This is a genomic window from Coralloluteibacterium stylophorae, from assembly GCF_018122625.2.
In the GTDB taxonomy this organism is placed as follows: Bacteria; Pseudomonadota; Gammaproteobacteria; order Xanthomonadales; family Xanthomonadaceae; genus Coralloluteibacterium; species Coralloluteibacterium stylophorae.
Window position 1 is genome coordinate 287,125 of the sequence record NZ_JAGQFT020000002.1, and the last position, 16,318, is coordinate 303,442.

The 16,318-nt window shown below is 75.0% G+C and carries 18 protein-coding genes and 1 pseudogene; 16 read left to right on the forward strand and 3 right to left on the reverse strand.

Annotated elements, in window-relative coordinates; translation table 11 throughout:
• The first annotated feature begins 200 nt into the window (after nt 1-200).
• Complete coding sequence (tldD, locus tag KB893_RS03725; protein WP_211926874.1) at nt 201-1,643, forward strand: metalloprotease TldD; 1,443 nt, start codon at nt 201-203, stop codon at nt 1,641-1,643.
• A 329-nt stretch (nt 1,644-1,972) separates the two neighbouring features.
• Here the strand turns inward: tldD and yjgA are convergent, their stop codons facing one another.
• Nucleotides 1,973-2,506: a ribosome biogenesis factor YjgA gene (gene yjgA / locus KB893_RS03730; RefSeq protein WP_211927150.1), complete on the reverse strand. Its 534-nt coding sequence runs from the start codon at nt 2,504-2,506 to the stop codon at nt 1,973-1,975.
• Nucleotides 2,507-2,532: 26 nt separating this feature from the next.
• Here yjgA and pmbA point away from each other — a divergent pair, with 26 nt between their 5' ends.
• The 8 genes from pmbA (at nt 2,533) to KB893_RS03770 (ending at nt 9,850) form a co-directional block, all read left to right on the forward strand.
• The gene (gene pmbA, locus KB893_RS03735) at nt 2,533-3,906 is read left to right on the forward strand and encodes a metalloprotease PmbA (protein WP_211927151.1); all 1,374 of its coding nucleotides are present in this window, start codon (nt 2,533-2,535) and stop codon (nt 3,904-3,906) included.
• Nucleotides 3,907-3,940: 34 nt separating this feature from the next.
• A complete protein-coding gene (locus KB893_RS03740; protein WP_452094280.1) occupies nt 3,941-4,384 on the forward strand; it encodes a GFA family protein in 444 nt (147 codons plus the stop codon).
• The gene (locus tag KB893_RS03745; RefSeq protein WP_211927153.1) at nt 4,381-4,842 is read left to right on the forward strand and encodes a hypothetical protein; all 462 of its coding nucleotides are present in this window, start codon (nt 4,381-4,383) and stop codon (nt 4,840-4,842) included. The genes KB893_RS03740 and KB893_RS03745 overlap by 4 nt, the downstream gene beginning before the upstream one ends.
• Nucleotides 4,843-5,033: 191 nt before the next feature.
• A complete protein-coding gene (locus tag KB893_RS03750) occupies nt 5,034-6,494 on the forward strand; it encodes an acyltransferase family protein (protein ID WP_211927154.1) in 1,461 nt (486 codons plus the stop codon).
• 107 nt (nt 6,495-6,601) lie between these two features.
• The gene (locus KB893_RS03755; protein ID WP_211927155.1) at nt 6,602-7,588 is read left to right on the forward strand and encodes a zinc-dependent alcohol dehydrogenase; all 987 of its coding nucleotides are present in this window, start codon (nt 6,602-6,604) and stop codon (nt 7,586-7,588) included.
• Between the two features lie 29 nt (nt 7,589-7,617).
• A complete protein-coding gene (locus KB893_RS03760; RefSeq protein ID WP_211927156.1) occupies nt 7,618-8,016 on the forward strand; it encodes a 6-pyruvoyl trahydropterin synthase family protein in 399 nt (132 codons plus the stop codon).
• Nucleotides 8,013-9,062: a glycosyltransferase family 4 protein gene (locus KB893_RS03765; RefSeq protein ID WP_211927157.1), complete on the forward strand. Its 1,050-nt coding sequence runs from the start codon at nt 8,013-8,015 to the stop codon at nt 9,060-9,062. Before KB893_RS03760 ends, KB893_RS03765 begins: the two co-directional genes overlap by 4 nt.
• Nucleotides 9,059-9,850, forward strand: coding sequence for a methyltransferase domain-containing protein (locus KB893_RS03770; RefSeq protein WP_211927158.1), 792 nt, complete (start codon nt 9,059-9,061; stop codon nt 9,848-9,850). The genes KB893_RS03765 and KB893_RS03770 overlap by 4 nt, the downstream gene beginning before the upstream one ends.
• An 81-nt stretch (nt 9,851-9,931) precedes the next feature.
• On the opposite strand, the gene KB893_RS03775 is transcribed toward KB893_RS03770, so the two are convergent.
• Nucleotides 9,932-10,708 (reverse strand): RibD family protein, encoded by a 777-nt coding sequence (locus KB893_RS03775; protein WP_211927159.1) that lies wholly within the window; start codon nt 10,706-10,708, stop codon nt 9,932-9,934.
• 223 nt (nt 10,709-10,931) lie between these two features.
• Here KB893_RS03775 and ribA point away from each other — a divergent pair, with 223 nt between their 5' ends.
• Together ribA and KB893_RS18205 are read left to right on the forward strand one after the other, a co-directional pair.
• The gene (gene ribA, locus KB893_RS03780) at nt 10,932-12,053 is read left to right on the forward strand and encodes a GTP cyclohydrolase II RibA (protein ID WP_211927160.1); all 1,122 of its coding nucleotides are present in this window, start codon (nt 10,932-10,934) and stop codon (nt 12,051-12,053) included.
• 33 nt (nt 12,054-12,086) lie between these two features.
• On the forward strand, nt 12,087-12,848 hold the full coding sequence (locus tag KB893_RS18205; protein ID WP_246505281.1) for a CDP-alcohol phosphatidyltransferase family protein: 762 nt from the start codon (nt 12,087-12,089) through the stop codon (nt 12,846-12,848).
• A gap of 28 nt (nt 12,849-12,876) precedes the next feature.
• Here the strand turns inward: KB893_RS18205 and KB893_RS03785 are convergent.
• A pseudogene (locus tag KB893_RS03785) lies at nt 12,877-13,926 on the reverse strand (lysylphosphatidylglycerol synthase transmembrane domain-containing protein); the annotation flags it as partial.
• Between the two features lie 157 nt (nt 13,927-14,083).
• On the opposite strand from KB893_RS03785, the gene KB893_RS03790 reads away from it, so the two are divergent.
• From KB893_RS03790 to KB893_RS18215, 5 genes are all read left to right on the forward strand, one after another.
• A complete protein-coding gene (locus KB893_RS03790) occupies nt 14,084-14,461 on the forward strand; it encodes a DUF4870 domain-containing protein (RefSeq protein ID WP_338026855.1) in 378 nt (125 codons plus the stop codon).
• Nucleotides 14,462-14,597: 136 nt separating this feature from the next.
• The gene (locus KB893_RS03795) at nt 14,598-15,014 is read left to right on the forward strand and encodes a VOC family protein (protein WP_211926660.1); all 417 of its coding nucleotides are present in this window, start codon (nt 14,598-14,600) and stop codon (nt 15,012-15,014) included.
• A gap of 182 nt (nt 15,015-15,196) precedes the next feature.
• A complete protein-coding gene (locus tag KB893_RS03800) occupies nt 15,197-15,382 on the forward strand; it encodes a DUF1428 domain-containing protein (protein WP_213173447.1) in 186 nt (61 codons plus the stop codon).
• A 169-nt stretch (nt 15,383-15,551) separates the two neighbouring features.
• Complete coding sequence (locus tag KB893_RS18210; protein ID WP_246505283.1) at nt 15,552-15,971, forward strand: hypothetical protein; 420 nt, start codon at nt 15,552-15,554, stop codon at nt 15,969-15,971.
• Nucleotides 15,968-16,312, forward strand: coding sequence for a YkgJ family cysteine cluster protein (locus KB893_RS18215; protein ID WP_377730801.1), 345 nt, complete (start codon nt 15,968-15,970; stop codon nt 16,310-16,312). The genes KB893_RS18210 and KB893_RS18215 overlap by 4 nt, the downstream gene beginning before the upstream one ends.
• Nucleotides 16,313-16,318: the final 6 nt, after the last annotated feature.

The following is a 16,318-nucleotide window of genomic DNA, read 5'->3' on the forward strand; positions in this document are numbered from 1 at the left end:
ACATCGAGAGGCCGCCGCTGACGCCGCTCCTGGCGGCCGCCCGGACACGCCGTTGCGCTCCGATCGGCCCCGCGCATACGCGCCGCTGTGGTCGCGGCCGTTAGAATCCTCGGGTCTCGCGTGCCCGCGCATTGCCAGCAGCGCATCCCGTCCCGCACGCCCGGCCGCGCATCGCGGCGCCTCCCGGAGTCCTCCAGCGCATGTCCGACAGCCTCATCCTCGCCGAATCCCGCCTGCTCGCCCCCGCGGGGCTGGCCGTGTCCGACCTCGAGCGCGCCTTCGGGCGCCTGCTCGGCCCCGGCATCGACGCCGGCGACATCTACTTCCAGCACGCCCGGCGCGAGAGCTGGACGGTCGAGGACGGCATCGTCAAGGACGGCGCGCACTCGATCGAGCAGGGCGTCGGCCTGCGCGCCATCGCCGGCGACAAGACGGGGTTCGCCTATTCCGACGAGATCCGCCCGGAGGCGCTGATCGAATCCGCCGCCGCCGCCCGCGCCATCGCCCGCAGCGGCGAGGCGGCGCGGCCGCACGCTCTGGCCCGCGGCGCCGGCCACGGCCTCTACGAGCCGCTGGATCCGATCGACGGCATGGCGCCGGCGGACAAGGTCGAGGCGCTGCGCCGGGTCGACCGCCTGATCCGCGCCGCCGACCCGCGCGTGCAGCAGGTGGTGGTGAGCATGGCCGGCGGCGTCGACACGGTGCTGGTGGCGCGCCACGATGGCGTCCTCGCCGCAGACGTGCGCCCGCTGGTGCGCTTCAACGTGCAGGTCATCGTCGAGCAGGACGGTCGCCGCGAGTCCGGCTACGCCGGCGGCGGCGGGCGCTACGACTACGCCGAGCTGTTCGCGCACGACAAGCCCGGGCGCTGGGCGCGCGAGGCGCTGCGCCAGGCACTGCTGAACCTGGAAGCGGTCGACGCGCCCGCAGGCGCGATGCCGGTGGTGCTGGGCCCGGGCTGGCCGGGCGTGCTGCTGCACGAGGCCGTCGGCCACGGCCTGGAGGGCGACTTCCACCGCAAGGGCACCTCGAACTACTCCGGCCGCATCGGCCAGCGCGTGGCCGCGCCGGGCGTGACCATCGTCGACGACGGCACCCTCGCCGGCCGCCGCGGTTCGCTCAACCTCGACGACGAGGGCACGCCGACCCAGTGCACCACGCTGATCGAGGACGGCGTCCTGGTCGGGCTGATGCAGGACACGCTCAACGCGCGCCTGATGGGCGTGGCCGCGACCGGCAACGGCCGCCGCGAGTCCTTCGCGCACCTGCCGATGCCGCGCATGACCAACACCTACATGATGCCGGGCGCCTATGCGCCGGAGGAGATCCTGAGGTCGGTGAAGAAGGGCCTCTACGCGGTCAACTTCGGCGGCGGCCAAGTCGACATCACCTCCGGCAAGTACGTGTTCTCCGCCACGGAGGCCTACCTGATCGAGGACGGCAGGATCGGCGCGCCGGTCAAGGGCGCCACCCTCATCGGCAATGGCCCGGAGACCATGAACCGGGTGCGCATGGTCGGCAACGACCTCGCCCTCGACGAGGGCGTCGGCGTCTGTGGCAAGGACGGCCAGTCGGTGCCGGTCGGCGTCGGCCAGCCGACCCTGCTGGTGGAATCGCTCACCGTCGGCGGCACCCGCGCGTGAGTAGCGCGCCTCTTGGCCGCTGCCTGCCGCAGTGGCTTCAGCCCCGCCGGGTGCCCGGGTCGCCTGCGCTCGCGGCTGGAGCCGCGTGCATCGCTGCGGTGCCCGTCGATGCGACGGCAACGCCGTGCGTGTCGGTGGTGCGAGCCGCCTTCGTCTTCGCAAGCGTCGCCAGGACCGCCGTGGGAGATCAACGGCAACGGCGATCGCGCGCCCTCCGCAGGAGCGGCTTCAGCCGCGACCTGGCGCTGGTACGGGGCGGGTCGGGGCTGAAGCCCCTCCCACATGGATCCTCGCGGCGGCGGGCGCAGCGCGCGCGGCTGAAGCCGCTCCTAGGGGGACGGCTCGTCGGCCTCCAGCGCCTCGCGCAGCACCCGGAACAGCTCGCGGTAGGCGTGCGGAGGCTTGTTCTTCGCGCGTTCCGCGGCGGCGTTGCGGACCAGGGTGCGCAGGTGCTGGCGGTCGATCCCGGGGTGCGCGTCCACCAGTTCGCCCAGCGCGGCGTCGCCCTCGGCCAGCAGGCGCTCGCGCCAGGCCTCGACGCGGTGCAGGGCCGCGGTCTCCTTCGCCGACTGGCCCTTGTCGTGGTCGAGCGCGGCGCGGATCGCCTCCAGCGTGGCCTCGTCCTCGTGGCGCATGTGCTTGGCCAGGAACTGCAGCTGGCGCTTGCGCGCGATCGGCGCGCGGATGCGCTGGGTGTCGTGGATCACGCCGAGCATGTCCTCCGGGATCGGCAGCTGCGCCAGCTGGCTTTCGCTCAGGCCGACCAGGCGTTCGCCCAGGTCGAAGATCGCCAGCGCCTCGCGGCGGTTCTGGCTCCGGCTGGGGCTGAGGTAGTCGCCCGTCTCTTCATCGATTCCACGCATGCGGCAAGGATAAGTCTTTGAGCACCATGAACGAAGTCGTCAGCACCGCCCACGAGTCCGTCGAGGCGCGCAGCGCGCGCCTGTCGCAGATCGCCGAGGACGTGCTCGCGCGCTGCCGCGCGCACGGCGCCGGCCAGGCCGAGGTCTCCATCGACGAATCGCGCGGGCTCGCGGTCAACGCCCGCGTCGGCGAGGTCGAGACGGTCGAGCACACCCGCGACCGCGGCGTCTCGGTCACCGTCTACCTGGGGCGGCGCAAGGGCTCGGCCTCCACCGCCGACCTGGCCCCGGCCAGCATCGAGGCCACCGTCGCGCAGGCCTGCGCCATCGCCGGCTTCACCGAGGAGGATCCCGCCGCCGGCCTCGCCGATGCGGAGCTGATGGCGCGACCCGGCGCAGACGGCTTCGCCGATTTCGACCAGTGGCATCCCTGGGCGCTCGACGCCGACAGCGCCGTGGCGCTGGCGCTCGAGTGCGAGGCCGCCGGACGCGAGGCCGATCCGCGCATCGCCAACTCCGACGGCGCCTCGGTCAACTCCGGCGAGAGCGTCTCGGTCTACGCCAATTCCCACGGTTTCCTCGGCGTCGAGCGCGGCACCTCGCATTCGCTGAGCTGCTCGCTGATCGCCGGCAGCGGCGACGCGATGCAGCGCGACTACTGGTACAGCGCCGGCCTCGCCCGCGAGGACCTGGAGTCGGCCCGCGCCGTCGGCCGCAGGGCCGCCGAGCGCACCGTCGCGCGCCTGGCGCCGCGGCAGGCGAAGACCGGCCAGTACCCGGTGCTCTACACCGCGGAGACCGCGCGCTCGCTCGTCGGCCACCTGCTGTCGGCGATCTCCGGCGGCGCGCTGTACCGGCGCGCGAGCTTCCTGGTCGACCGTGCGGGCACGCAGGTGTTTCCGGAGTGGTTCGGCCTGGTCGAGGAGCCGCACCGGCGCCGCGGCTTCCGCTCGGCCGCGTTCGACGGCGACGGCGTCGCCACCCGCACCGCGCCCATCGTCGAGAACGGCGTGCTCGCCCGTTACGTGCTCGGCAGCTATTCCGCGCGCAAGCTCGGGCTGGCGACCACCGCCAACGCCGGCGGCGTGCGCAACCTCACGGTGACGCCGAACGCGGAGAACCTCGACGGCATGCTGCGCGGCATGGGCAGCGGGCTGCTGGTCACCGAGATGATGGGCCACGGCATCAACCCCATCACCGGCGACTACTCGCGCGGCGCCGCCGGCTTCTGGATCGAGAGCGGCGAGATCGCCTATCCCGTCGACGAGATCACCATCGCCGGCAACCTCAAGGACATGTTCCTCGGCATCGAGGCGGTCGGCACCGACATCGACCCGCGCTCGCACGTCCACACCGGCCCGATCCTGGTCGGGCGGATGACGGTGGCGGGGGCGGAGTGAACCGGGCCCGGCCGCCGCGCCCAGGGCGCGGTCGATGAGCGGACCGCGTCACCGCTTGCATGGCGGCTGTCGCTGCGGGCGCATGCAGGTGGTCTTCGCCACCGCGCAGGATCCCGGCGCGCTGCAGCCGCGCGCCTGCGACTGCTCGTTCTGCCGTGGGCACGGCGCGGCCTGGGTCTCGGACCCGGCCGGCGCGCTCGAGGTGACCGAAGTCGTGCCGGGCGCGCTGCGCGAGGTCCGCCAGGGGTCGGCTTCGGCGCGTTTCGTGCTGTGCGCGGACTGCGGCCTGCTGGTGTGCGTGCTGCTGGACGATGCCGATGGCGTCTTCGCCGCGGTGAACGCCTCCTGCCTGGCGGAGGCGGACCGTCTGCGGGTCGCACAGCCCGCGTCGCCGCAGACCCTGCCGGTGTCCGAGCGACGCGCGCGCTGGAAGGCGCTGTGGGTGCGCCAGGTGCGCGTGGTGCGCACAGCGGCATGAGGTCGGCGCAAGGCCAGCCGGCCCGGCGGCGGATGCGCACCGGCGCGAGACTGGGCATCGCGGCCATGGCCTGCGTGGCGGCGGCACTGGCGCTGGCTTCGCTCGTAGCCGGTGGCGACCTGCTCGACCTGCGCCTGCCCGGCGGCCTGCCACTCGGCAACCTGCTGGCGTGGCTGGTGCCGTGCGGGCTGTCCGCGGCAGCCCTCGCACTCGCGCCGGTTCCCGGCCGAGCCCTTCGTTTCGCGCGCGTGTCCTGCGTCTTCGCCGTGGCCTGGCTGCCGGTCTCGCTCGCGCTGGCGGACGACCTCGCGCTCAACTTCTCGGGCGGGCGGGGAACCGCCTGGCTCGCCTTCAGCCTCGCCGTCGCCGCCTGTGCCGCAGCCGCGTTGCCGACGGCTGCGCTCGCGGCGCTGATCCGCCGCCGGCGCGCTGGCGCGGCCGACCGCCGCACCGCGTAACGATCCGATCACCGTGTCCTAACCTGTCGTCCGGAGCATGCGGCTGCGCATCCGGCAGCAGCATCGGCGCCGCGCGCATCCGATCCGGTGCGGGCACGGCTGCGCGCCTCGTCTCCGCGGGCCCGATCCGCTCCGGGCCGTGAACGCCAGCTCCAAAGGCCGCCATGCCTGGACGGCCCCGATACCGGCACATGCCCCACGACTCCACTCCGCCGCCGCAGCGCATCGCCTGGATCGACTGCCTGAAGGGCGTCGCCATCGCGCTGGTGGTGGTGCACCACGGGATCGAGCACCTGCTGTTCGCGCTCGGCATGGACAGCCGCGCGGTGGAGATCCTCGACGCGCTCTTCGTGCGGTTCCGGATGGGGGCGTTCTTCCTGGCCTCGGGCATCCTCGCGGCGTCCGCGCTCGGGCGCGGGCTTCCGGATTTCCTCGACCGCAAGCTGGTGCCGCTGGCGTGGACGCTGGTGGTGTGGACGCTCGTCGGCAGCCTGTTCGGCGCCTGGGTCGCACCGCTGTACCGGGAGCAGGCGCTCCCGTCGCTCGCGGACGTCGTGGTGAACCCGCAGGGCAACCTGTGGTTCGTGCACGCGCTGATCGTCTTCAATGCCGTGTGCTACGCCGCGCTGCGGGCGCCGCGCGCCGTCGCGTCGCTGTCGGTGGTCGCCGCCGTGGTGCTCTACCTCGGCGTGCCGGACCTGCCGCCGGTGCTGTACCGGATCCTGGAGTACTACCCGTTCTTCGCCGCCGGGGCCTTATTCGGGCACGGCATCGTCGAGTTCTTCCGCGTGCCGGCGCGGGTGTGGACGGCGCTGGCGGCGGGATCGGCGATGTTCGCGGCCGCGGCCGGCGCGGAGCTGGCCGGGGTGGACAGCGACGCGCTGGTCCTGGTCATGCGGGTGGCCGCGGTCGCCGCCGCCATCGCCTGCATCCGCCTGCTCACGCGGTGGCGGCCGGTCGCCACCGCGCTCGGCTACCTGGGCAGGAACAGCCTCTACATCTTCCTGCTGCACCAGTTCCTGATCGCGCTGATGCGGGCCGCCTACGAGGCGGGGTGGCCACTGCCCGGCTCGGACCTCGGCCTGCTCGCGACGGCGACGGCCGTGGCGCTGGGCGGCTCGCTGCTCCTGAAGTCGCTGTTGATGCGCGCGGGAGCGGGCTGGCTGTTCGCACCGCCGCCCGCGCTGCGCCGGCGCGGCCGCCACGCGGACGCGTCCCGCGCGGGCCGGCGTCGCGTCCGCGACCTGCGGCCCGCGGCGGTCGCCGCACTGCCCCTGCTGGCCGCGACGGGCGCCGCGGCCTGCCTAGCGGCGGCGCCGGACGCGCTCGCCATCCGCCTGCTGGGCGACCTCCCGCTCGGCAGCTTCGTGGCGCCGTTGGTGCCGTGCGGACTCGCAGGCGCCGCGGTGGTGCTGGCCACGCCGCGCGCGGCGCCGCGGCGGCTGTCGGTGGCCTCGCTGACCCTGGCGGCCGCATGGCTGCCGGTGTCGGTCGCATTGGCGGGCAACCTGGCGCTCCAGTTCCGCGGCTGGCGCGGCGCGGCGTGGCTGGGTTTCAGCCTGGCAGTGATGCTCGGCGCGCTGGCTGCGCTCGGCTGGACGCTGACGGCGGCGGCGCGCGCGCGTCATCGCCGCCGCGTCGCCCCGGCCTGATCGCGCCCGCCCGCCACCGTCAGGACCGGCGCACGACGTCGGCGGCTTCATGCCGGCCATGCACCCGCGCTGGCTACCGTCGCCGGTCGAGGTGCCGGGGAGGGCGGATGACGAGTCGGACGGGAACTGCGCACGCGCTGTGGATCGAGGCGGCCGGCCGGGTCGCGCTGCGCCGCGAGCGTCTTGCCGCGCCGCGTCAGGACGAGGTGGAAGTGCGGGCCCGCTTCGGCGCGATCAGCCGCGGCACGGAGGCGCTGGTGCTGGCCGGGCGCGTGCCGGAATCCGAGCACGCGCGCATGCGCGCGCCGTTCCAGGAGGGCGACTTCCCGTTCCCGGTGAAGTACGGCTACGCCTGCGTGGGCGAGGTCGAGGCGGGGCCGGGGGCCCTGCGCGGGCGCACCGTGTTCTGCCTGCATCCGCACCAGGACCGCTTCGTGGTGCCGGCCGAACGCGTGGCCGTGGTGCCGGAGGCCGTGCCCGCCGCGCGCGCGGTGCTCGCGGCGAACATGGAGACCGCGCTCAACGTGGTGTGGGATGCCGGGATCGGTCCCGGCGACCGGGTGGCGGTGGTCGGCGCCGGCGTGGTCGGCGCGCTGGTGGCGCGGCTGGTGACGCGCATGCCCGGGACCGACTGCAGCCTGGTCGACATCGCGCCGGAGCGCGCCGGCCTCGCACGCGCGCTCGGCGCCGGCTTCGCCGATCCCGCGCATGCGCCGCGCGACTGCGACGTCGTCGTCCACGCCAGCGCCAGCGAGGCCGGGCTCGCCACCGCGATCGACTGCGCCGGCTTCGAGGCGCGCGTCGTCGAGGCGAGCTGGTACGGCGACGGCCGGGTCGCGGTGCCGCTCGGCGGCGCCTTCCACAGCCGACGCCTGCGGATCGTGGGTTCGCAGGTGGGGCATGTCCCGACGGCGCGCCGCGCGCGCTGGCCCTATGGTCGGCGCATGGCGGCGGCGCTGCGCCTGCTCGACGACCCGTGCCTCGACGCGCTGGTCTCCGGCGAGAGCGCCTTCGCCGGGCTCGCCGACGCCTATCCGCGCGTGCTCGCCGACCCTGCGACGCTGTGCCACCGCGTCGTCTATCCCGGCGCCTGATTCCACCCATCCGCAAGAGGAAGACCCGCATGTTCGCCGTCGAAGTCCGCGACCACGTCATGATCGCCCACAGCCTGCCGGGGGAGGTGTTCGGGCCCGCCCAGGGCCTGCACGGCGCGACCTTCGTGGTCGACGCCGCGTTCTACGCCGAGGCGCTCGACGACGACGGGCTGGTGGTCGACATCGGCCTGGCGACGGCACTGCTGGCCGAGACGCTGGCGCCGCTCAACTACCAGAACCTCGACGCGCTGCCGCAGTTCGCCGGCCGCACCACGACCACCGAGTTCCTGGCCAGGCACATCTTCGACGCGCTGGCCGAGGGCATCCGCGCCGGCCGCCTCGGTGCCGGTGGCGCGCGCCTGGCGAAGCTGCGCGTGCAGCTGCACGAATCGCACGTCGCACGCGCCTGGTACGAGGGCACGCTGTGACGCAACGCGAGCTGGTGTTCGCGATCCCCGGCGACCTCGCCGCGCGGACCGGCGGCTACGGCTACGACCGACGCATGCTCGCCGAGCTCGAGGCGCTGGGCTGGCGCGTGCGCGTGCTGGGGCTCGGCGCCGGTTATCCGATGCCGTCGCCGGAGGAGGTGGCGGCGAGCGACGCCGCCTTCGCGGCCCTGCCCGACGGGGCGCGGGTGCTGGTGGACGGCCTCGCGTTCGGCGCGATGGATGCGCTCGCCGCACGCGAGGGCGGACGCCTGCGCCTGTGCGCCCTGGTCCACCATCCGCTGGCGCTGGAGACCGGCGTGGACGCCGCGCAGGCGGCAGAGCTGGCCGCGCGGGAACGCCGCGCGCTGGCGCGCGCGCGCGCGGTGATCGCGACCAGCCGCACCACCGCGGACGCGCTGGTGGCGCAGTATGGCGTCGACCTCGCCAGGCTGAGCGTGGTGCCGCCCGGCACCGAGCGGCCGTCGCGGCTCGCGCTGCGCGAGGCCCGCGTCGGCCGCGTGCGCATCGTCGCGGTCGGCTCGCTGATCCCGCGCAAGGGCTTCGACGTGCTGATCGCCGCGCTGGGCCTGCTGCATCCGCTGTCGTGGCAGCTGCGCATCGTCGGCGGCGAACGCGACGCGGCCACCGCCGCGGCCCTGCGCGGGCAGGTGCGGTCGCTGCACCTCGACGACCGCGTGCGCTTCGTCGGCGAGGTCGCCGACACCGCTCCGGAACTCGCCGATGCCGACGTGTTCGCGCTGCCGAGCCGCCACGAGGGCTACGGCATGGTGTTCGCCGAGGCCATGGCGCACGGCCTGCCGGTGGTCGCCTGCCGCGCCGGCGCGGTGCCGGAGGTCGTCCCGGACACCGCGGGGCTGCTGGTGCCGGTCGACGACGTGCAGGCGCTGGCCGATGCGCTGCGGCGCCTGATCGGCGATGCCGGCCTGCGCACCCGGCTATCGGCCGGCGCGCTGCGTGCGGCTCGGGCGCTGCCGGGCTGGACCGAATCGGCGCGGGTGCTGGCGCGCGCGCTGGAGGCGGCGTGAGCTTCTCCGCGCACTGGCTGGAGCTGCGCGAACCGCTCGACCACGCCGCGCGCGATCCCGCGCTGCGCGCGGCTGCCGCCGCGCTGCTGCGCATGCCGCGCGTGGCGACGGTGGTCGATCTCGGCTGCGGCACCGGATCGAGCTTCCGGGCGCTTGCTCCACACGTCGACGCCGCGCAGGCGTGGCGGCTGGTCGACCACGACCCGGCGCTGATCGCGATCGCACGGCGGCGCATCGGTGCCGCCGCGGCCGTCGAGGCGCACCCGCTCGACCTGCGCACGCTGGACGCGCTGCCGCTGGCCGGCGCCGACCTCGCCACCGCCTCGGCGCTGTTCGACCTGGTCGGCCGCGACTGGCTGCGCGGCTTCGTCGCCGCGTTGACGCAGGCGCGCGTGCCGCTGTACGCCGCCCTGAGCTACGACGGGCACATGCACTGGAGCCTGTCCGTGGCCGACGACGCGGCCGTCGTCGCCGCGTTCAACCGGCACCAGCGCGGCGACAAGGGCCTCGGGCCCGCGCTGGGGCCGGACGCCGCCGGCGCGCTGGCCGAAGCGCTCGCGGCGGCCGGCTATCGCGTCCTCCGCGCCCCGAGCCCGTGGCGGATCGACGCCGCGCACGCCGCGATGCAGCGCGAGCTGCTGCACGGCATCGCCACCGCGGCGCGCGAGACCGGCGACATCGCGGAAGCGCGCGTCGCCGGCTGGCTGCACGCACGGCTGGAACGGGTCGGCAGCGGGACCTGCACGGTCGGCCACGAGGACGTGCTGGCGCTGCCTGATCGGGCCTGAGCTGTCGAGGTTGAAGGCACTCCTGCGGGAGGCGCCGATGCCCGCAGCCGCGACCGCCGCCGTGCCGGGCGCCGCTGCCCCTCAACCCCGCAGGTCGCAGTCGAACACGATGTCGCCGTCCAGCTCCCAGGCGGTGGCGCAGGGCCGGCGCGCCTGCGCCAAGCGCTCGATCGGCGGCAGCGCGATGCCGCTGGGGCCGCAGCCGATGATCAGCGGCGCGATCGCCACGTGCAGGCGGTCGATGCGGTCGGCCTCGATGAAGGCGGCGATGGTGCAGGCGCCGCCTTCCACGAGCACCCGGTGCAGCCCGCGCGCGGCCAGCGCATCGACGATGTCGCCCGGTTCGAAGCGCCCTTCGCGCAGCGGCAGCGCCAGGCAGTCCGCCCCGGGCACCGGCGGCGGGACATCGGTGCCGTGCACGATCAGCAGCGGCGCCGCGCCGTCGTGCAACAGGCCCGCCTGCCGCGGGATGCGTCCGCGCGGGTCGAGCACCACCCGCACCGGATTGCGGCCCTCGACCAGGCGCACGGTCAGGCGCGGGTCGTCGGCGATCACCGTGCCGACGCCGACGATCACCGCGTCCACCAGCGCACGGCAGCGGTGCAGGTGGCGCAGCCCGCCGGGCCCGGAGATGTCGCGCGCGTCGCCGCTGGGCGTGGCGACGCGACCGTCCAGCGACTGCCCGACCTGGGCCAGCACGAAGCGCGGCGCCGCGAGCAGGGGCGCGTAGAGGCCGGCAGCGGCCGCGCGCAGCGGCGCCGGGCCGCCGCGTTGCGCGAGCATGGCATGCCAATGCTCGGCGTCGGGAGCGCCGCGGCGCAGGCGCTGCGGCTCGGCGAGATCGAAGGCCTCGGTCATGGCGCGCTCCGCGAAGCGATTGAGGATCCGCACGCGCGCACCCATATGGGCGACGGCGGTACGTCGCGAGTGTGGGCATGCGCCATGTCCACGGCGCGTCGCCGTTCGCGAGCCCTTCATCGGGGCGTTCCTAGGTTCCGGCGGGACCGGTGGTCTGCTGCCGTCGCGCATGCCGCGTCCCGCGTCGTCCCGCCGCGCTCGTCCACGTATCAGGATCCGCACCATGCCGAGCAGTCCCCAACCCGGTCACGCATCCGCCTTCGGCAACGCCGCCGCCATCCGCTGCGAGCGCGCCGCCTCCGAGATGCGCTCGGGACGCCCGGTCCTGATCGACGACGGCCACGGCCGCCGCATCGCCGCGCTGGCCCTGGACGGTGCGACGGCCGCGACCTACGCCGCCTTCGCCCAGGCCGCGGGAGGCTCGCAGCAGTTGTTCCTGACGCCGACGCGCGCGGCCGTGTTCGGTGTCGATGCGCCCGAGGGCGCGCTGGTGACGCTCGGCGGGATGGACTTCGACGCGATCAACCGCCTCGGCTACCTGCGCGATGCGCCAGCGCCGGCCGCGTGGGAGGCCGGCGGAACCCTGCACGTGGCCGCGGTGCGGGTGGCGCGGCTGGGCCTGTTGCTGCCGGCGATCGTGGTGGCCGACGTCGTTCCGGAGAATCCGGCCTTCGACGGCTGCGGAACGCTGACGCTGGAGGACCTGCAGGAGGGCGAGGACACCGCCGCGCGCGACTTCGAGCTGGTCACCCGCTCGCCGGTGCCGTTGCGCGACATCGGCATGACCCAGTTCGCCGTGTTCCGCGGTGGCCTCGCGCAGCGCGACCAGGTCGCGGTGATCGTCGGCTGCCCCGACCTCGACGACGTGGTGCCGGTGCGCGTGCATTCCTCCTGCCTCACCGGCGACCTGTTCGGTTCGCTCAAGTGCGATTGCGGCGACCAGCTCCGGCACGGCCTGAAGGCGCTCAAGGAGCGCGGCGGCGGCGTCCTGCTCTACCTCGACCAGGAGGGCCGCGGCACCGGCATCGCCGCCAAGATGCGCGCCTACGGCTACCAGCACGACGGCCTCGACACCATCGACGCCGACGCCCAGCTCGGCTTCGGCTCCGACGAGCGCCGCTACGAGACCGCGGTGGCGATGCTGCGCGGGCTCGGCGTGCGCCGGGTCGAGCTGCTGACCAACAATCCGGCCAAGGTCATGCACCTGCGTTCGGCCGGGCTGGACGTGGTCAGGCGCACGCCGGTGACCGGCGAGATCACCGCCGAGAACGAGGGCTACCTGCGCACCAAGGCTGCGCGCGCCGGGCACATGCTCGACATCGACGCGCTGATCGCGCGCAGCTGACGCGGGCGGATCGTGGACGTCCCGCTGTCCCGCATGCCGCAGGACCGCGATGCGGGACGGCAGCGGCACGAGGCGCGATCGGCGTTCGCGGTCGGTGCGCTGCTGCTGGCGGCGCTGGCCTGGATGCTGTGCCGCGCCGGTGCGTCCGCCGAGGCCGTGCTGCCCGCGGCGGCAGCGCTCTACGCGCTGGTCGCGGCGATCGCGCTGCGCTGCATGGCCTCCTCGCATCCCCACGGGCGCTTCGGCGCGGCCAATGCGGTGACCCTGCTGCGTGCGGTGCTGACCTGCCTGGTCGGCGGCCTGCTGGTGGATGCGCCGCTGCTCGCCGGCAGTCGCGCCTGGCAGTGGGGGGCGGTGGCGATCGTGGTCGTGGCGCTCGCGCTGGACGGCATCGACGGCTGGCTCGCGCGGCGGCAGGGCCTGGCGTCGCGGTTCGGGGCGCGCTTCGACCTCGAGATCGACGCCCTGCTGATCCTGCTGCTGTCGGTGGCGGCCTGGCGGCTGGACCGGGCCGGCGCCTGGGTGATCGGCGCCGGCCTGATGCGCTACGCCTTCATCGGGGCGGGGCGGATCTGGCCGTGGCTGGCCGCGCCGCTGCCGCCCTCGCTGCGGCGCAAGGCCGTGTGCGCGGTGCAGGGCGGGGTGCTGTGCGGACTGCTGTCGCCGTGGTTCGTGCCCCCGGCGAGCCAGTTCCTGGCGGCGGCGGCACTGGCGGCGCTGTGCTGCTCCTTCCTGGGCGACGTGCTGTGGCTGCATCGCAGCCGCCCGCGGCATCCGCTGCCCGTGCCGGGCTGAACGCGACCGCGAGCCCGGGCAGCGCGCCGACGAGGTTGACCAGCCCGTACAGGATGGAGGCGGCGACGCCATGGGCGGCCGGCAGGCCCACGAGCGGCCACAGCGCGGCGGCGGCCGCCTCGCGCACGCCCCAGCCGCCCACCGACACCGGCACCAGCATCGCCAGCAGGGCCAGCGGCACCGCGGTGAGCCAGGCCATGGGCGGCAGCGGCGTGCCGACGGCGCAGGCGCACAGCGCGAAGGCGGCGATGTAGCCGCCGACGATGGCGAGACTGCCGGCGCCCTGCCACAGCCAGGCGCGCCCTGCGAACCAGGTGCGGACGACATCGCCGCGCAGCCCGTGCAGCGCGGCCTGCAGGCGGCGCGGTCCGCGCCGCGCGAGCAGGGCCACCGTCGCCGCGCCGGCTGCCAGGGCCGCGGCGACGGCCATCGCGGTCCACAGCGCCACGCGCGGCGGCGCGCCGCCCGCCGCCAGCGGCCACGCCGCCAGGCCGATCGCGACCACCGTCAGCAGCGCGACCTGCCCGGCCAGGCGCTCCAGCACGACCGCCCGCACCGCCGCCCGCATCCGTCCCGGGCGCGCGCGCCCGCTGCGCCACGCGCGCACCGCATCGCCGCCGACGCCGCCGGGCACGCTCTGGTTGAGCAGGGTGGCCAGGTAGTACTCGGCGATCGCCGTGCGCCGCGGCATCGCCTGGCCGAGGCGCCGCGCGGTGAAGCGCCAGCGCTGCGCCGACAGCACGACCTGGGCCTGCACCGCCAGGAGCGCCGCCAGCAGCCAGCCCGGATCCGCCCCGGCGAGCGCGGCCCAGGCGCGCCCGGGATCGGCGAAGGCCAGTGCGAGCACGAGCAGGCCGGCCGGCAGGACCAGGCGCCAGGCGCGCAGGGACGACGGGCGCGGAGGCGGTGCGTCGGGAGACATGGCCGGCACCCTGCCGCAACGGCGCGCGCCCGGGTGTGATGCCGGACGCGGCCGCCGCCCGCCGCGGCACCGTGACCTTCCGCGCATTGACAGTCGCCGCGCGCGCCACCGAGAGTGCGGGCTCGCCACCGTCCACTCCGATGAGGCATCGATCATGAGCGCAACCCCGCCCGGCAACGTTCCGCCGACCACGCCGCCCCCCGAGGGCCCGCCGCCGTCCGGCGCCACGCCGCCCCCGCAGACGCCGCCGCCGGGCTCTCCGCCGCCGCAGACGCCGCCGCCCTACACGCCGCCGGAGGCCCCGCCGCCGGGCGTGCCGGGCGCCGAGGAACGGCAGTGGGCGATGTTCGCGCACCTGTCGGCCATCGTCGGCGCGATCGTGACCTCGGCCTTCCTCTACGGTGCGGCCGCGTTCGCCGGGCCGCTGATCATCTGGATGGTCAAGAAGGACACCATGCCCTTCGTCGACGACCAGGCGAAGGAGGCGCTGAACTTCAACATCACCTTCGGCATCTTCGCCGGCGTCATGTGGCTGCTGACCATCATCACGCTCGGCATCGGCGTGTTCATCACCCTGCCGCTGATGGCGATCGCCGGCATCGTCTGGCTGGTCTTCACCATCATCGCCGCGGTCAAGGCCAACGAGGGCGTGGCCTACCGCTATCCGCTGACCCTGCGCCTGGTGAAGTAGCCCGCGGCGCAGTGCAGGACCCGCAGGACGCCGGCCCCGGGCCGGCGTCCTGCTTTCCGGGGCCTGTCGAAACGCGGGTCCCTGGTGCGTCCAGGGTGCAGGCGCCGGCATCCCGCCGGCCATGCAGGAGACGCCGATGCCCGCGCTGAACCCCTACATCGATTTCGCCGGCCGCTGCCGCGACGCGCTCGACTTCTATGCGCGCTGCTTCGACGGCCGCACCGAGACCCTCATGACCTACGGCAATGCGCCGATGGACATGCCCGCCGACGCGCGCGACAAGGTCATGCACGCCGAGTTCAGGGCGCCGGGCATCCACTTCATGGCCACCGACGGCTGCCCCGGCGGGCACGCGACGCCACCGGCGATGGAGGGGCCCATCTCGCTGGCGCTGCAGCTCGAGGACCCGGCGCAGCAGGACCGGATCTTCGCCGCACTGGCCGACAGCGGCGAGGTGGCCCAGGCGCTGCAGGACACGTTCTGGGGGGCGCGCTTCGGCATGGTCCGGGATCGTTTCGGCATCCACTGGATGCTCAACTGCCAGCGCCCGTGAGTGCGTCGGAGGAGCCCGCGCCGTGAGCGCCTGCGGCCGTTCGGTCTGCCGGTGCGCAACGTCGATGCCCAACGAGGCATGGCCGAGGGGCTGTGCGGGCTGGCGCGGACACGGCGCGCTCGCCTGCCGCGAATGGAACGGGAGGACCTGAAGGCGGTCGCGGGCTCCCGCCGTTCCCGGACATGGCTGCGCTGCGCGACGGCGGGATGGTGGTGCTGGCGCGCATCGTCCATCCCTCGCGCGCCGCGCGCGACGCGATCCACGCCGGCGTGACCGGCGCGCCACGCGTGCAGGCCATGTGCGGCGCGGCGTCCTTCGACAGTCGGCGGACGGCCCACGGCGGGTTCGAGCCGCTGGTCGGCGGCTGAATCCGTGCGGAGGCGGGGCCGGGGGCCGGGCACGGCCGGCACCGTATCCGCGTAGGATGGAAGTCCGGCCGCATCGGCCGCGCTCCTCTCCGGGCTTCGCGCCCGCCTGCCGTCCCGCCGCGTCCGTTCGCGTTCCGCTCCGATCGGCGCCTCCTTCCACGGAGCCACCATGCCCGGCAATTCGACGCGCGGGCCGCGCATGCGGCTCGGCGGACGCGATTTCCCGATCCGCGTCCTGAGCCACCGGCAGCAGCATTGCGACGGCGACGGCGCGGTCGAGCGCATCGGCGTCTCCTCCGCGCGATGGAGCCTGTTCGACCAGCTCCGGCCGGCAGTGCCGGCGCCGGCGGCGGCGATGGTCGGCTTCGGGATCGGCGGGCGACGGATCCCGCAGAGCGGCTGCGGCCTCGGCCTCGCCGGCCAGGTTGTGCCGGCGTGTGCCGCCGACGTCACCGCCAGCGACCATCATCCGCTCGCGGCGGCCTTCCACGCCCACGATGCCGCCGCGAACGGGCCGGGGACCGTGGCCTGCGGGCACCCGGCGTGGGTGCGGCCGGACACCGGCGGCATGCCGGGCTGCACCCGGTGAGCGTCCTCGATGACCACATCGGCGACGACGACGAGCGCATCGATGCGGGCGTGCAGTGCAGCGCCTGCGACGCGGTGTGCTGCCGGCTGCAGGTGGTGGTGATGCCGGAGGACGACGTGCCGCGGCATCTCGTGGAGCGCTCGCCGCGCGGGCTGGAGACGATGGCGCGCGGCGAGGACGGCTGGTGCATCGCGCTGGACGAGGCGCGCATGTGCTGCTCCATCTACTCGCAGCGCCCGGCGACCTGCCGCAGGTTCGTGATGGGCAGCGCCTACTGCCGGTCCGAGCGGGCCGCCTACAGCGACGGCATGCGCCGGAACATTCCCGTGGATCTCCTGTGACCGCTC

What these genes read in the sequence shown, in the direction of transcription:
- tldD (WP_211926874.1), top strand. Translation starts at nt 201, where the DNA reads ATGTCCGACAGCCTCATCCTCGCCGAATCCCGCCTGCTCGCCCCCGCG.
- yjgA (WP_211927150.1), bottom strand. Translation starts at nt 2,506, where the DNA reads ATGCGTGGAATCGATGAAGAGACGGGCGACTACCTCAGCCCCAGCCGG.
- pmbA (WP_211927151.1), top strand. Translation starts at nt 2,533, where the DNA reads ATGAACGAAGTCGTCAGCACCGCCCACGAGTCCGTCGAGGCGCGCAGC.
- KB893_RS03740 (WP_452094280.1), top strand. Translation starts at nt 3,941, where the DNA reads ATGAGCGGACCGCGTCACCGCTTGCATGGCGGCTGTCGCTGCGGGCGC.
- KB893_RS03745 (WP_211927153.1), top strand. Translation starts at nt 4,381, where the DNA reads ATGAGGTCGGCGCAAGGCCAGCCGGCCCGGCGGCGGATGCGCACCGGC.
- KB893_RS03750 (WP_211927154.1), top strand. Translation starts at nt 5,034, where the DNA reads ATGCCCCACGACTCCACTCCGCCGCCGCAGCGCATCGCCTGGATCGAC.
- KB893_RS03755 (WP_211927155.1), top strand. Translation starts at nt 6,602, where the DNA reads ATGACGAGTCGGACGGGAACTGCGCACGCGCTGTGGATCGAGGCGGCC.
- KB893_RS03760 (WP_211927156.1), top strand. Translation starts at nt 7,618, where the DNA reads ATGTTCGCCGTCGAAGTCCGCGACCACGTCATGATCGCCCACAGCCTG.
- KB893_RS03775 (WP_211927159.1), bottom strand. Translation starts at nt 10,708, where the DNA reads ATGACCGAGGCCTTCGATCTCGCCGAGCCGCAGCGCCTGCGCCGCGGC.
- ribA (WP_211927160.1), top strand. Translation starts at nt 10,932, where the DNA reads ATGCCGAGCAGTCCCCAACCCGGTCACGCATCCGCCTTCGGCAACGCC.
- KB893_RS18205 (WP_246505281.1), top strand. Translation starts at nt 12,087, where the DNA reads ATGCCGCAGGACCGCGATGCGGGACGGCAGCGGCACGAGGCGCGATCG.
- KB893_RS03795 (WP_211926660.1), top strand. Translation starts at nt 14,598, where the DNA reads ATGCCCGCGCTGAACCCCTACATCGATTTCGCCGGCCGCTGCCGCGAC.
- KB893_RS03800 (WP_213173447.1), top strand. Translation starts at nt 15,197, where the DNA reads ATGGCTGCGCTGCGCGACGGCGGGATGGTGGTGCTGGCGCGCATCGTC.
- KB893_RS18210 (WP_246505283.1), top strand. Translation starts at nt 15,552, where the DNA reads ATGCCCGGCAATTCGACGCGCGGGCCGCGCATGCGGCTCGGCGGACGC.